The sequence below is a fragment of the Bradyrhizobium sp. WSM1253 genome, from assembly GCF_000244935.1.
GTDB lineage: Bacteria > Pseudomonadota > Alphaproteobacteria > Rhizobiales > Xanthobacteraceae > Bradyrhizobium > Bradyrhizobium canariense.
The window spans coordinates 5,286,180-5,300,092 of record NZ_JH600073.1 but is presented as its reverse complement, the minus strand read 5'-3'; the positions used below and the strand labels follow the sequence as shown (position 1 = coordinate 5,300,092).

Below are 13,913 nucleotides of genomic sequence, written 5' to 3'. Positions count from 1 at the left end.
GCTGCATGCTATCTCACCACGCCCGACGTGAACCCCGCCTTCCGCCGCGGCGGTTTGATTTCCTTTTTCAGGAAGCAGCGCGCTTCGCGTCCGGTGTAGCCGGGGCGGGCATAGGTGAAGGCGCGGCATTTGTTGTCGGCGGTGCAGGCGGCCTTGCAGGCCTCTTCGCCTTCGCCGTCCTTCATCTCGAAATTGCGCAAATCGCCGCCGGGGCGGTCGATCGAGGTCTCCACGCCTTCGACGCGCGGCTCGATCACGCCGGCGCCCCGCACACCGGAGATGCAGCAGCTTCCCGGCACGCGCGCAGGCACCGTGTTCTTCAGCCAGCACACGGCCGAGCCGCCTTCGACGTCCGGATAGCTGAAGCTCCACGAGCGGCACCGGCGGTCGCGCTCGCACAGCAGCGCGCAATCCTCCGGATCGCCCGACGTGACCGGGGTGCTGAAATAGTCTCCGCCGGGCCGGTCGAACGCCGTCTGGGCGCGCGCAGGCCAGCTCGCAAACACGAGCGAAAGCAGCGCGGCGCAGGCCGCGACGCTTGCCAGGACGGCCAGGCGGCCCTTCCCCATCGGAACAGCTTTCGAGTTATTGACGACGCTCGGGTTTTTCAGCCGGCCATTTGATCGCCGCAAACCTGTACGGGCGATGAACGGCTCAGCTCCCGACCGCTCGTCTTGTGTCCTAGAACGCGTATTCCGCGTAGGCTGGTTCCACCGAGCCGTTCCAGGGACCCTTGAACTTGTCGAGCATCTCCTCAGCCGGCGTGCGGCCGGAATCGATGATGCGATCGAGCGGCTCCAGATGCCTGGTCTCGTCGCGGCCGAGCTGGTCGATCCGGCCGCGCCGGCGCAAGCCGGCATGTGCCAGAACGAGGCATTCCTTGGCGATCTCGAACAGATAGCGGTCCTTGATCCGCGATTTGAAGCCGAAGCGCGGCACGTCGTCGCGCAGGGCCTGGCGCTCATGCGCGCTCCAATGCTTCACCAAGTCCCAGGCGGCATCCAGCGAGACATCGTCGTAGAGGAGCCCGGCCCAGAACGCCGATAGCGCCGGCAGACGGCCCCACGGGCCACCATCGGAGCCGCGCATCTCGAGATAGCGCTTGAGCCGCACCTCCGGGAAAATCGTCGAAAGATGGTTGGCCCAGTCCGACAACGTCGGACGTTCCCCAGGCAAATTGTTGTTGCGACCATCGAAGAAGGCGCGGAACGAGGAGCCCGAGACGTCGATGTAGTCCTCGTCGCGCTTGACGAAATACATGGGCACGTCGAGCGCGTAATCGACATAGCGCTCGAAGCCCATGCCGTCCTCGAATGCCCACGGCATCATGCCGGCACGCGCGTTGTCGGTATCGCGCCAGATCTCGGACCGGAAGGAGAGAAAGCCGTTCGGCTTGCCCTCGGTAAACGGCGAATTGGCGAACAAGGCGGTCGCGACCGGCTGAAGCGCGAGCGAAACACGCAGCTTCTTGACCATGTCGGCTTCGGAGGAGAAGTCGAGATTGGTCTGTACCGTGCAGGTCCGGTACATCATGTCGAGGCCGTACTGGCCGACCTTCGGCATGTAATTGGTCATGATCTTGTAGCGGCCCTTGGGCATCACCGGGATGTCGGCGCGCGACCAGGACGGCGTCATGCCGAGCCCGAGGAAGCCGATGCCGAGCGGCGTTGCGATCTCGCGCACCTGCGCCAGATGCGCCATCAGCTCACTCTGGGTCTGGTGCACGTTTTCGACCGGAGCGCCCGAAAGCTCGAACTGCCCACCGGGCTCCAGCGAAATCGCGCCGCCGCCGGTGACGTCGTAGAGGCCGATGATGTTGCCCTTCTCCATGATCGGCTCCCAGCCGAGCAGGAGCTTCATGCCTTCGAGCAGCGCGCCGATACCGCGCGGGCCCTCATAGGGCACCGGGCAGTGGCCTTCGAGCGTGAACGGCGTCTTCTCATGCTCGGTGCCCATGCGGAATTCGGACGGGTCCTTGCAGCCTTCCTCGAACCACTTGACGAGTTCGTCACGCGATTGCAACGGCGTCATATCGATCTGGTCTCGCGCCATATCAGACTCTAATCAAAAGCGCTTCGATCGAACGCGCGTGGGTGACAGGGATGGTCCGCGCAGCCACCGGCTGCACGGACGAGCTGGTTTGCCGCGCGATCATCGCAACGGCGTGGTTTCGTTGACGTGGGCAGGCGGCAGTTTCATCTCGCCGCACGAGCAGCCCAGACGGTCGAGCAGACCGCTGAGCTTCACGGCATCCGCATCGGACAGCTTCGAACCGACATATTTCTCGATCGCGGCAGAATAGGCGCCCCACATCCGCTTCTGCAATTCGCGCCCGGCTTCCGTGATCTCCACGAACTGGCCGCGCTTGTCGATCTTGCATTCGCGCCGCGAGGCGAGGCCTTCGTCGACCAGGCGGTCGATCAGCCGCGATGTCGAATATTGCGGGATCAGCATCTGCCGTTCGAGTTCGACCGGCCGGAGCTCGCCCGAGGGCGCCCGTGACAGTTCGAGCAGCGCGTCATACCATGCCAGCGGTGGGAAGCCGGCCTTCTTCAGGTCCTGCTCGACGCAATTGAGCACACGGCTCTGCACCCGCATCAAGCGGATCCAGGCGGAAGTCGCCTCGGTCGATGGTTTGCGTTTCATGGTCCCGCTCAAGCTCGTCGCCCGTCTCTTACCCTATTCGATGCAGCTGCATCAATCTTGACTATTTCAAGCAGATGCATGTAGTCGTTCTTTCGCCTGAACCAAGCAACAAGAGGAGGAAATTCCATGAAATTGTACTATTCGCCCGGTGCCTGCTCGCTATCCCCCCATATCGCGCTCCTGGAAGCCGGCCTGCCGTATGAACTGGTCAAGGTCGATATCCGGGCCAAGAAGCTCGAAAACGGTGAGGATTATCTGAAGCTGAACCCCAAGGGCCAGGTCCCTGCGCTGGGCCTCGATAGCGGAGAGATCGTGACCGAAGGCCCGGTGATTGTCCAGATGATCGCCGATCAGGCCTCGGCCAAGGCGCTGGCGCCGGCCCACGGCAGCTCCGAGCGCTACAAGCTGCTCGAATGGCTGAACTTCCTCACCTCGGAGGTCCACAAGAGCTTCGGCCCGATGTTCGCGCCGGCGCTGAACGACGAGGCCAAGGCCTTCTTCAAGGACCGCGTCATGGGCAAGCTGAAATACATCGACAGCCAGCTCGCCGGCCGCGACTACCTCATGGGCAAGCAGTTCACGGTGGCCGACGGTTATCTCTTCACGATGCTGACCTGGGCCGACCGGATGAAGTTCGACCTGTCGGCGATGCCGAACCTTGCCGCGTACAAGACCCGCGTCGCGGCGCGGCCGCAGGTGCAGGAAGCGATGAAGAAGGAAGGACTGATTCAGGCTGCCTGAGGCGCCCATGCGAAAGGCCGGATCGAGATCCGGCCTTTCGTAATTTTCGTCCCGGCTACGGTTCAGAGAATCACGCCGCCGCCTTGTTCGGAGCGAAGCGGCCGTAGAAGGTTTCTCCCTTTGCGGCCATCTCCTCGAGGAGTTTCGGCGGGGTGAAGCGCGAGCCGTATTTCGCTTCCAGCTTGTGGCAAAGTTCGACGAACTTCTTCGTGCCCATGAAGTCGATGTAGGACAGCGTCCCGCCGGTGAACGGCGCGAAGCCGAAGCCGAGGATCGAGCCGACATCCGCCTCGCGCGGATCGGTGATGACGTGATCCTCCACCGTGCGCGCGGCTTCCACCGCCTGCACCACCAGGAAGCGCTGCTTCAACTCCTCGACGTCGAGCGTATCAGGGTCGAGCCGCTTGGGCTGCAGCGCGGAGAGGCCCGGCCACAGGCTCTTCTGTCCCTTGCCCTTCTCGGGGTAGTCGTAGAAGCCTTTGCTGTTCTTGCGGCCCAGGCGGCCCTGCTTCTCGACCATTTCCACCATCAGCTTCTTCTGATCGGGATTGATGGCGTTGGGGCCGAGGTCGGCTTCCGTCGCCTTCATGATCTTGAGCCCGAGGTCGAGCGCGACCTCGTCCGACAGCGAGAGCGGGCCAACCGGCATGCCGGCCATCTTGGCGCAGTTCTCGATCATCGCGGGCGGCACGCCCTCGAGGAACATCTCGTTGCCTTCGGCGACGTAGCGGCCGACGCAGCGATTGGCGAAGAAGCCGCGGCTGTCGTTGACGACGATTGGCGTCTTGCCGATCTGGCGGACGTAGTCGAGCGCGGTCGCGATCGCGAGATCGCCGGTGTTCTTGCCCTGGATGATCTCGACCAGCATCATCTTCTCGACCGGCGAGAAGAAGTGGATGCCGACGAACCTGCCCTGGTCCTTGAAGGATTCCGCCAGCGAGGTGATCGGAAGCGTCGAGGTGTTGGACGCGAAGATCACGTCCGGCTTCATATGCTCCTGCGCCTTGGCAAAGGTATCAGCCTTGACCTTGCGGTCTTCGAACACGGCTTCGATGACGAGATCGACGTCCTTCAGCGCGGAATAGTCCGCCGTCGGCGTGATGCGCGCGAGCAGGGCTACTGCGTCGCCGGGCTTGGCGCGGCCCTTCTTGATCTGCTCTTCGATCACCTTCTGCGCATGCGCCTTGCCCTTGTCGGCGCTCTCCTGGTCGCGATCGATCAGGACGACGTCGAGACCGGCACGGGCCGAGACATAGCCGACGCTCGCCCCCATGAAGCCAGCGCCGATCACGGCGATCTTCTTCACCTTGGTCGGCGGCACATCCTTCGGACGGCGCGCGCCCTTGTTGAGCTCCTGCATCGACAGGAACAGGCTGCGGATCATCGCCGCCGCTTCCTTCGAGCGCAGCACCGAGGTGAAGTAGCGCGACTCGACACGGAGCGCGGCGTCGATCGGCAGCTGCAGGCCCTCATAGACGCAGCTCATGATCGCGCGTGCGGCCGGATAATTGTCGTAGGTCTCGCGGCGATAGATCGCGTTGCCGGCCGGGAACATCATCATGCCGGCCTTGGAGAACACCGGGCCGCCCGGCAGCTTGAAGCCCTTCTCGTCCCAGGGCGCGACGGCCTTGCCGCCGCCCTTGATCCAGTCCTTTGCCGTCTTGATGAGGTCGGCGGCGGGAACGACGGCGTGAATCAGATTCAGCGCCTTGGCTTTCTCGACCGTGACCGGATCGCCCTTGAGCAGGATCGTCATCGCGTCCTGCGGCGGCACCAGGCGCGGCACGCGCTGCGTTCCGCCAGCGCCCGGGAACAGGCCGACCTTGACCTCGGGCAGGCCGAGGCGGGTCTTGGGATTGTCGGCCGCCACACGATAGTGACAGCACAGCGTGATCTCGAAACCGCCGCCGAGCGCGAGGCCGTTGATCGCCGCCGCCCACGGCTTGCCGGAGGTTTCGATCGAGCGCAGCACCTGCGAGAAGCGCCGGCTCTGCTCGAACAGCATCTGGTTCGCCGCGGTCTCGCCCTGCTCCTTGAACAGTTTCGCGTAGGCCTGATTCATGCTCTCCAGCATGGAAAGATCGGCACCCGCGCAGAACGCTTCCTTGGCGGAGGTGATGACGGCGCCCTTCACCGTAGCATCGGCCGTGGTCGCCTTGACGATCGCGTCGAGCTCGCTGGTCGAGGTCTCGTCGAGCACGTTCATCGAACGGCCCGGGATGTCCCAGGTGACAAGCGCGATGCCGTCGGAATCGGTCTCAACCTTGAAGTTCTTGTAAGCCATGCTGGTTGCTCCCCTACCCTTAGACGCGTTCGATGATGGTGGCGGTGCCCATGCCGCCGCCGATGCACAGCGTCACCAGCGCGGTCGCCTTGTTGGTGCGCTCGAGCTCGTCGAGCACGGTGCCGAGGATCATCGCACCGGTCGCGCCAAGAGGATGGCCGAGCGCGATCGCACCGCCATTGACGTTGATCTTGGCGTTGTCGATGTCGAAGGCCTGGATGTAGCGTAGCACGACGGAGGCGAAGGCTTCGTTGAGCTCGAACAGGTCGATGTCCGACTTCTTCATGCCGGAGCGCGCAAACAGCTTTTCGGTGACATCGACCGGGCCGGTCAGCATCATCGCGGGCTCCGAGCCGATATTGGCGAATGCGCGGATTCTTGCACGCGGCTTCAGGCCGTATTTGCTAGCCGCTTCCTTGCTGCCGAGCAGAACCGCGCCGGCACCATCGACGATGCCCGACGAATTGCCGGCGTGATGCACGTAATTGACGCGCTCGATTTCCGGATGCGACTGCACCGCGACGCCGTCGAAGCCGCCCATCTGCGCCATCATCGTGAACGCCGGCTGCAGCTGCGCCAGCGACTGCATCGTCGTCGACGGACGCATATGCTCGTCCTTGGCGAGGATGGTGAGGCCGTTGATGTCCTTCACCGGGACGACCGACTTGTCAAAGCGGCCTTCTTCCCAGGACTTCGCCGCTCGCTGCTGGCTCTGCACCGCATAGGCGTCGACATCGTCGCGCGAGAAGCCGTATTTGGTCGCGATCAGATCGGCCGAGATGCCCTGCGGCATGAAATAAGCCGGCACGGCCATCGACGGGTCCATCGGCCAGGCGCCGCCGGACGCACCGATGCCGACGCGGCTCATCGATTCGGCGCCGCCGCCGATCACGAGCTCGTGCTGGCCGCTCATCACCTGGGCTGCGGCAAAATTCACGGCATCGAGGCCGGAGGCGCAGAAGCGGCTGATCTGCACGCCGGGGACCGCCTCGCCGAGGCCCGCCTTCAGCGCGGCAAAGCGCGCGATGTCGGAGCCGGCTTCGCCGACGGGATCGACCACGCCGAGAATGACGTCATCGACGGAATCTTCCGGCAGGTTGTTGCGGTCCTTGAGCGCCTTGAGCGGCACGGTCGCAAGCGCGAGCGCGGTGACTTCGTGCAGCGCGCCGTCCGCCTTGCCGCGGCCGCGCGGGGTGCGGACGTGGTCGTAGATGAATGCCTCAGGCATGACGCCCTCCTGATGTGATGATCTTCTGGTCTTGATCTGGTTTTGGACGGGTCGCAGCGAAAGCAGCTTCAGAACGCTTCCGCCGGCAATTCCATGATGGTGGCGCAGCCGGCCTGGATGCGCGCGAGATTGGCGGCGGTCTCCGGCAGCATCCGCTCCATGAAGAAGCGGCCGGTGACGAGCTTGGTCGAGAGATAGGGCGTCGTCCCGCTCTCGGCAATCTTGGCCTGCGTCACCTTCGCCATCTTCGCCCACATGTAGCCGAGCGCGACGAAACCGAAGAGATTCAGGTAATCGGTCGCGGCGGCTCCGGCATTGTCGGGCTTCGCCATCGCGTTCTGCATCAGCCACGTCGTGGCCTGCTGGAGATGGCCGAGCGAAGCCGAGAGCGGGGTGATGAAGGGCTTCATCGCCTCGTCGCCGCCGTTCTCCTTGGCGAAGGCCATGACCTCGCCGAAGAACGCCATGATGGCGCGGCCGCCATCGCGCGGCAGCTTGCGGCCGACGAGGTCGAGCGCCTGGATGCCGTTGGCGCCTTCGTAGATCATGGCGATGCGGGCATCGCGCACGAACTGCTCCATGCCCTGCTCGGCGATGTAGCCGTGGCCGCCATACATCTGCTGCGCCTGCACCGCGTTGGCGAAGCCGTAATCGGTGAGAAAGCCTTTCAGGACGGGCGTCATCAGGCCCATGTGATCGTCGGCGGCCTGGCGGTCCTTGGGATCCTCGGAGCGATGGGCGACGTCGCTCTTCAGCGCGGTCCACATCACTAAGGCGCGCGCGGCCTCGTTGAAGGAGCGGATCGACAGCAGCGTGCGACGCACGTCGGGATGGACGATGATCGGATCGGCCGGCTTGTCCGGCGCCTTGGCACCGGTGAGCGAACGGCCCTGGATGCGATCCCGGGCATAGGCGACCGCGTTCTGATAGGCCACTTCCGACTGCGCGAGACCCTGCACGGCGACGCCGAGGCGGGCCTCGTTCATCATCACGAACATGCCCTGCATGCCCTTGTTCTCTTCGCCGATCAGCCAGCCCACGGCGTTGTCGTAATTCATCACGCAGGTGGAATTGCCGTGAATGCCCATCTTGTGCTCGATCGAGCCGCAGACGACGCCGTTGCGCTGCCCCACCGAACCGTCGGCATTGACCATGAATTTCGGCACCACGAACAGCGACACGCCCTTGATGCCGGCGGGCGCGCCCTCGATACGGGCGAGCACGAGGTGGATGATGTTGGGCGCGAGGTCATGCTCGCCGGCCGAAATGAAGATCTTGGTGCCCGTGATCTTGAAGCTGCCGTCGGCCTGCCGCACCGCCTTGGTGCGGAGCATGCCGAGGTCGGTGCCGCAATGCGGCTCGGTCAGGTTCATGGTGCCGGTCCACTCGCCCGCCACCATCTTCGGCACGTAGGTCTGCTTCTGCTCCGGCGTGCCGTGGACGATCAGCGCCGCGGTCGCGCCCATGGTGAGGCCGCCATACATCGAGAACGCCATGTTGGCGGAGATCTGGAATTCGTTGACCGCCTGGCTCAGCGTCACCGGCAGGCCCTGGCCGCCGAACTCGGTCGGCGCCGACAGGCCGAGCCAGCCGCCCTCGGCGACCTGCTTGAACGCCTCCTTGAAGCCCTTAGGCGTGGTGACGCTGCCGTCATCGGCGCGCTTGCAGCCTTCGAGATCGCCCACGCGGTTGAGCGGCTGCAGCACCTCCTCGGCAAGCTTGGCGGCTTCGCCGAGAATGGCTTCACGCACGTCGCTCGACGCATCGGAGAAGCCGGCCAGATTGTCGTAGCGGTCGATCTGGAAGACGTCGTTGAGCAGGAAGTTCACGTCTTCGACGGGGGCTTTGTAGATCGGCATGGTGGTCTCCCGGCAGGCCTAGAAGTGATGATGCTGGCTTAGGATTGAGCGGCGGCGAGCTGCTCCGCCATCAGGCGGTGCAGCATGTTGATCGCCTTGAGCGGCCGCACCATCACCTTGAAATGCGTGATGCGTCCCTCGCCGTCGAAACTGATGATGTCGACGCCGTTGATCTCGATGCCGTCGATGATGGTCTTGAATTCGAGCACGGCGCCGCTCTCACTCTTCCATTCGCCGACATAAATGAAGCCGGGACCGCCAAGCACCTTCTCGGCGCTGGCCAGATATTTGAAGGTGATGTCGCGGCCGCGCTGCGGCGCGTGCACGACGGGGCTTTCGAAGATCGCGTCGGGATGGAGCAGGTCCCAGAGCGCTGCCCGGTCATGCGACTTCATGTAGCCGTACCAGGATTCGAGGCCGGTCATTCAGCTGCCTCCCTAAAGGCTTCGGCAAAAAACGCGAAAACAACCCCATGCACAGTAGCGCGAAGGTTGATTCCATTGGGGTTTTCGGGGCGGTGTTTGCCCTCGTTCTTGGATCACCTCATATGCACATTGACGCATATGCGCCGATGCGCATAAAGTCAAGCCAATTGGTTAAGGTCAAGAACAGGAGGACCGGGTCATGGCTTTGGGCGACGCAATCCTCGCATGCCTGACGGAACGTCCGATGACGGGCTACGAGCTCGCCAAGACATTCGATTCCTCGATCGGCTTCTTCTGGAAGGCCGACCACCAGCAAATCTACCGCGAGCTCTCCAAGCTGCGCGACCGCGGCTACATCCAGGGCCGCGAGGTCGTGCAGACCGGCAAGCCCAATAAGCTGATCTATACGCTGACTCCGGAGGGCCGAACAGCGCTGCGGCACTGGGCCGCGCGGCCAAGCACGCCCCCCTCGATCAAGGACGACCTCCTGGTGCGGCTGCATGCGCTCGACAGCATCGGCCTCGAGCCCATGCGCACCGACCTGATGGCCCGGCTCGAGCACCACCGCGATCGCCACGAGAACTACGAGCGGATCCTGAAGAAGCGCTTTCCGGAAGGGGCGGCCTCCGGCGTGCTCGACCTCGGTAACCTGCTGCTGCTTCAGCTCGGCGCCCGGCACGAGCAGATGGTCGCCGATTTCTGCGAAGAGGCGCTCGAGGCCCTGTCGGCGATGAGCGCTGGCGGCACCGTGGTGCCGCTGGAGGACGGCAAGCGCGAGGGCAAGGGCTGAGCGAGTCGACCATTCCAGCCCAGTTTGATGTGTCAGCTAATGTCTCCGAACACCTGTCAGTGATCTGTCCGGTCTAAACAGAAGGCGGGCGATCCAGCATTCCAGAGGCTGCGCGGCTGGAATCGAGGGGCTGCAGCGTGCTGGATGCCCCGCTTTCGCGGAGCATGACAACGGTGGGTGTCGCACACCGCTGGCCAACTTTAAGACACCGTCAACGGGTTCCTTAACCCGTTATTTACCGTAACAGACAAAAGTCGGTTTTCGAGGCAGACGACCCGCGCCAAATTCGATTGTCTTTGCAACGGGCACGCGTGGGGAGGCTGGAGGCGCCGGGTGGGGCGCCGGAGTCGGGACCGGACAGAGTCATGAATTCGCGCGTATCGTGGAGTGTTGACGGCATCGATCCCTCCGTCCGGGAGCGGGCCGAAGCTGCTGCGCGTCGCGCTGGCATGTCACTCAACGATTGGCTGAACTCCACGCTCGGCGAGACCGCCCCGCCGAACTTTCGCGGACTTTACGATCAGCGTCCGCAAGCCCAGCACGTCCCGAGTCAACTGCCGAGCCAAGTCCCGAGTCACGTGCCGAGCCAGGAAAGTCGCGAAGTCGCCGACATCCACCAGCGGCTCGACGCCATCACCCAGCAGATCGAACGGATTTCTAAGCCCGCGCCGCGGCAAGATCCTTCGCGACAAGATACTCCGCGACCAGACGTCTCGCGCGAGCAAGGCGTTGCGCGCCAGCTCAACGACGCGATCTCGCGTCTCGATGCCCGGCTATCGCAAATTTCGAAACCGCAGCAGGCTCCGGCACCGCGGCAGGCACCCGTTGAAACGCGCCAGCGCCAGGCCGATGCGGTCGAGCGTGCGGCAGCGCAGGTCTATCGCAGCTCACCGCCCCTGAGCCCCGCTTCGTTCGACGTCGCGGTCGCCGAGATCACGGCACGGCAGAGCGAGCTCGACGGCTTTACGCCCAGGCAGATGCCGCCGCGCGCAGCACCCTCGATCGCGCCTGCGGCAGCTCCTTACGCGCCCCCCGCGCCGCCTGCCTACGCTCCGCCGCCACCGCAGCCGGGGCCGGGGCCGGATTTCTCTGCGCTCGAGCGTCATCTGCTCAAGATCACGAGCCAGATCGAATCGCTCCAGCGCCCCGACAATACCGAGCAGGCGATCAACAGTTTCCGCAGCGAGCTTGCGGAGATCCGCAACGCCATCACCGAGGCGATGCCGCGCCGCGCGATCGAATCGATCGAGAACGAGATCCGCTCGCTGCATCGGCGCATCGACGAGACCCGCTCCAACGGCACCGACGGTCAGGTCCTGTCCGGCATCGAGCACGCGCTGTCCGAGATCAAGCAGGTGCTCCGCACGCTGACGCCGGCCGAGCAGCTCACCGGCTATGACGAGGCGATCCGCAATCTCGGCGCCAAGCTCGATCTGATCCTGCGCGCCAATGACGATCCCTCGACGGTCCGCCAGCTCGAAGGCGCGATCTCGGCGCTGCGCGGCATCGTCTCCAACGTCGCTTCCAACGAAGCGCTGGCCCGGCTCTCGGATGACGTGCAGCTGCTGTCGTCCAAGGTCGACCAGGTCACCCGCGCCTCGGGCAACGGCGACAGTTTTGCGGTGCTGGAGCAACGCATCGCGGCGCTCACCGCGGCTCTGGAAACGCGCGAGCGCCCTCAGCCACCCGAGAGCAGCGAGCATCTCGAAAGCGCGATCCGCGCCCTGTCCGACCGTTTCGACCGCATGCAGGTCGGCAACGACTCGGCTTCGACCTTTGCTCATCTTGAACAGCGGGTCTCGTATCTTCTGGAGCGGCTCGAGGCCGCCTCCGATCCGCGCAACGGGAATTTCAGCCGCGTCGAGGACGGGCTGCACGACATCCTGCGCCACCTGGAGCGGCAGCAGGCGACCTATTCGGCGCTGGCCGAGAGCCGCAACTCCGCGCCCCCTGCCGAGTCCGGCATGGTCGATCTCGTCAAGCGCGAGCTCTCCGACATCCGCTTCAGTCAGGCCGAGACGAACCGGACCACCCAGGACTCGCTGGAGGCCGTCCACAACGCCCTTGGCCACGTGGTCGATCGTCTCTCGATGATCGAGGGCGATCTGCGCAATGTGCGCACCGCGCCGCCCGCCCCAGCGCCGCAGCCGATGCCGATGGCCGCTCCCATGGCGCCCGCGCCGATGGCGCACGAGCCGCGGCCGCAGCAACAGCAGCACCCGAAATACGATCCGAAGCCCGAGCTGCCCAATCCGGCCGCCGCGCAGGCGGCGCAAGCCGCCTTCGCCGCCGCGCCGCGCGAATTCCATGCCGCCGCGCCGGCAGCGCCGCCGCCGATGCCGATGGCACCGCCGGTTCCGCCACGCGCGATCAGCGAAATCCTGGAGCCGCATACGGCGCCCACGCGCGCCGCGCTCGCGCCCGAACTGCCGCCGGATCATCCGCTCGAGCCCGGCACCCGGCCGGGTGCACGCATCGCCACGTCGTCGGAGCGCATTGCTGCGTCCGAAAGCGCAATCAGCGAAATCCCGGCCGCGCCCAAGGAGCCGGTGTCGTCGTCGAGCTTCATCGCCGCCGCACGCCGCGCAGCCCAAGCCGCCGCCGCGCAGCCGCCCGAAAAGCCGGCACGTGGCGCCAAGGCCGCAATCGCCCGCGCCAAGGACAAGGGCCAGGAAGGTGGCGCGACCATCACCTCAAAGATCCGCTCGCTGCTGGTTGGCGCGAGCGTGGTCGTGATCGTGCTCGGCACCTTCAAGATGGCGATGAACCTGCTCGATGGCAGCAGCCCGTCGCCGTCGCCGCAGGCGATGGAGAATTCGTCGCCCGCGCCCGCGCCGCAGGCCCCTCCGCCGGTCGAGAACAAGCCCGCCACGCCCGAGCAGGTCACGCCGTCGATGACCTCGCCGACCCCGATCGGAAAACAGTCGCAGAACAATGCCGCGCCGGGGTCCGTGACGAGCCCGAGCGGCACCGCTTCGGTCGAAATCCCGCAAACCGCGGCGCCAACCCCGCCTGCGGCCTCCAGCGACGTCACCGGCGCGCTGTCGGGCACGAGCCGTGCGAAACTCGCGATGATCCAGGTGCCGCCGAGCGAAAAGCTGCCTGACGGCATCGGTGGCCCCGGCTTGCGCACCGCCGCGATGAAGGGCGATGCGACCGCAGCCTACGAGATCGGCGTGCGCTTTGCCGAGGGCAAGGGCGTGGCCGCGAATTACGACGAAGCCGCCAAATGGTACGACCGCGCGGCACAGGCCGGCGTGGTGCCCGCAACCTTCCGCCTCGGGACACTCTACGAAAAGGGTCTCGGCGTGAAGAAGGACGCCGACATCGCCCGCCGCTACTACACGCAAGCCGCCGAGCGCGGCAACGCCAAGGCGATGCACAATCTCGCGGTGCTCGATGCCGATGGCGGCGGACGCGGCGCCAACTACAAGAGCGCGGCATTGTGGTTCCGGAAGGCCGCCGACCGCGGCGTTGCCGACAGCCAGTTCAACCTCGGTATCCTCTACGCCCGCGGCATCGGGGTGGAGCAGAACCTCGCCGAGTCCTACAAATGGTTCACACTCGCCGCCGCCCAGGGTGACGCAGACGCAGCAACCAAGCGCGACGACGTCGCCAAGCGGCTCGACCCGCAATCGCTCGCCGCCGCCAAGCTCGCGATCCAGACCTTCAGCGCCGAGCCGCAGCCCGACGACGCCGTCAACGTTGCGGCCCCGAACGGCGGCTGGGACAGCGCGCCGCAGGCCAACGCGAAGCCCGCGCCGAAGCCGGTTGCGAGCAAGAAGTCGGCGTCGGCGGTGCATTAATCGGTTTAGTACGCTTTCTCCTCTTGTCGTCGCCCGGCTTGACCGGGCGACCCAGTATTCCAGAGGCCGGCGTTAAAGAGCTCGCTCTCACGACAACGGGGCGGCGTACCAGTATTGGAGAGACACCGGTTTGA

10 protein-coding genes are annotated in these 13,913 nt (G+C 65.1%); 3 read left to right on the top strand and 7 right to left on the bottom strand.

The window, feature by feature from the left end; genetic code table 11:
• Positions 1-8: 8 nt before the first annotated feature.
• From BRA1253DRAFT_RS26435 to BRA1253DRAFT_RS26425, 3 genes are all read right to left on the bottom strand, one after another.
• Complete coding sequence (locus BRA1253DRAFT_RS26435; RefSeq protein WP_007599419.1) at positions 9-569, bottom strand: PAN domain-containing protein; 561 nt, start codon at positions 567-569, stop codon at positions 9-11.
• Positions 570-681: 112 nt separating this feature from the next.
• Entirely contained in the window at positions 682-2,052 is a 1,371-nt protein-coding gene (locus tag BRA1253DRAFT_RS26430) for a glutamate--cysteine ligase (RefSeq protein ID WP_007599418.1), read from the bottom strand.
• Between the two features lie 99 nt (positions 2,053-2,151).
• A complete protein-coding gene (locus BRA1253DRAFT_RS26425; RefSeq protein ID WP_007599417.1) occupies positions 2,152-2,646 on the bottom strand; it encodes a MarR family winged helix-turn-helix transcriptional regulator in 495 nt (164 codons plus the stop codon).
• Between the two features lie 126 nt (positions 2,647-2,772).
• Between BRA1253DRAFT_RS26425 and gstA the strand changes: the two genes are divergently transcribed.
• A complete protein-coding gene (gene gstA, locus BRA1253DRAFT_RS26420) occupies positions 2,773-3,387 on the top strand; it encodes a glutathione transferase GstA (protein ID WP_007599415.1) in 615 nt (204 codons plus the stop codon).
• A gap of 70 nt (positions 3,388-3,457) precedes the next feature.
• On the opposite strand, the gene BRA1253DRAFT_RS26415 is transcribed toward gstA, so the two are convergent.
• From BRA1253DRAFT_RS26415 to BRA1253DRAFT_RS26400, 4 genes are all read right to left on the bottom strand, one after another.
• A complete protein-coding gene (locus tag BRA1253DRAFT_RS26415; RefSeq protein ID WP_007599413.1) occupies positions 3,458-5,671 on the bottom strand; it encodes an FAD-dependent oxidoreductase in 2,214 nt (737 codons plus the stop codon).
• A 19-nt stretch (positions 5,672-5,690) separates the two neighbouring features.
• Positions 5,691-6,899, bottom strand: coding sequence for an acetyl-CoA C-acetyltransferase (locus BRA1253DRAFT_RS26410; RefSeq protein WP_007599410.1), 1,209 nt, complete (start codon positions 6,897-6,899; stop codon positions 5,691-5,693).
• Between the two features lie 68 nt (positions 6,900-6,967).
• Positions 6,968-8,758 carry an acyl-CoA dehydrogenase C-terminal domain-containing protein gene (locus tag BRA1253DRAFT_RS26405; RefSeq protein ID WP_007599407.1) on the bottom strand — a complete coding sequence of 597 codons (1,791 nt, stop codon included), beginning with the start codon at positions 8,756-8,758 and terminating at the stop codon, positions 6,968-6,970.
• 38 nt (positions 8,759-8,796) lie between these two features.
• Positions 8,797-9,183 (bottom strand): hypothetical protein, encoded by a 387-nt coding sequence (locus tag BRA1253DRAFT_RS26400; RefSeq protein ID WP_007599406.1) that lies wholly within the window; start codon positions 9,181-9,183, stop codon positions 8,797-8,799.
• A 199-nt stretch (positions 9,184-9,382) separates the two neighbouring features.
• Between BRA1253DRAFT_RS26400 and BRA1253DRAFT_RS26395 the strand changes: the two genes are divergently transcribed.
• Together BRA1253DRAFT_RS26395 and BRA1253DRAFT_RS26390 are read left to right on the top strand one after the other, a co-directional pair.
• A complete protein-coding gene (locus BRA1253DRAFT_RS26395) occupies positions 9,383-9,973 on the top strand; it encodes a PadR family transcriptional regulator (protein WP_007599404.1) in 591 nt (196 codons plus the stop codon).
• Between the two features lie 365 nt (positions 9,974-10,338).
• Positions 10,339-13,779, top strand: coding sequence for a tetratricopeptide repeat protein (locus tag BRA1253DRAFT_RS26390; RefSeq protein ID WP_007599401.1), 3,441 nt, complete (start codon positions 10,339-10,341; stop codon positions 13,777-13,779).
• The last annotated feature ends 134 nt before the right edge of the window (positions 13,780-13,913 follow it).

Bases quoted from the DNA above. Each gene is read 5' to 3' on its own strand.
- BRA1253DRAFT_RS26410 (WP_007599410.1), bottom strand. From the start codon at position 6,899: ATGCCTGAGGCATTCATCTACGACCACGTCCGCACCCCGCGCGGCCGC.
- BRA1253DRAFT_RS26400 (WP_007599406.1), bottom strand. From the start codon at position 9,183: ATGACCGGCCTCGAATCCTGGTACGGCTACATGAAGTCGCATGACCGG.
- BRA1253DRAFT_RS26395 (WP_007599404.1), top strand. From the start codon at position 9,383: ATGGCTTTGGGCGACGCAATCCTCGCATGCCTGACGGAACGTCCGATG.
- BRA1253DRAFT_RS26405 (WP_007599407.1), bottom strand. From the start codon at position 8,758: ATGCCGATCTACAAAGCCCCCGTCGAAGACGTGAACTTCCTGCTCAAC.
- gstA (WP_007599415.1), top strand. From the start codon at position 2,773: ATGAAATTGTACTATTCGCCCGGTGCCTGCTCGCTATCCCCCCATATC.
- BRA1253DRAFT_RS26415 (WP_007599413.1), bottom strand. From the start codon at position 5,671: ATGGCTTACAAGAACTTCAAGGTTGAGACCGATTCCGACGGCATCGCG.
- BRA1253DRAFT_RS26435 (WP_007599419.1), bottom strand. From the start codon at position 569: ATGGGGAAGGGCCGCCTGGCCGTCCTGGCAAGCGTCGCGGCCTGCGCC.
- BRA1253DRAFT_RS26390 (WP_007599401.1), top strand. From the start codon at position 10,339: ATGAATTCGCGCGTATCGTGGAGTGTTGACGGCATCGATCCCTCCGTC.
- BRA1253DRAFT_RS26425 (WP_007599417.1), bottom strand. From the start codon at position 2,646: ATGAAACGCAAACCATCGACCGAGGCGACTTCCGCCTGGATCCGCTTG.
- BRA1253DRAFT_RS26430 (WP_007599418.1), bottom strand. From the start codon at position 2,052: ATGGCGCGAGACCAGATCGATATGACGCCGTTGCAATCGCGTGACGAA.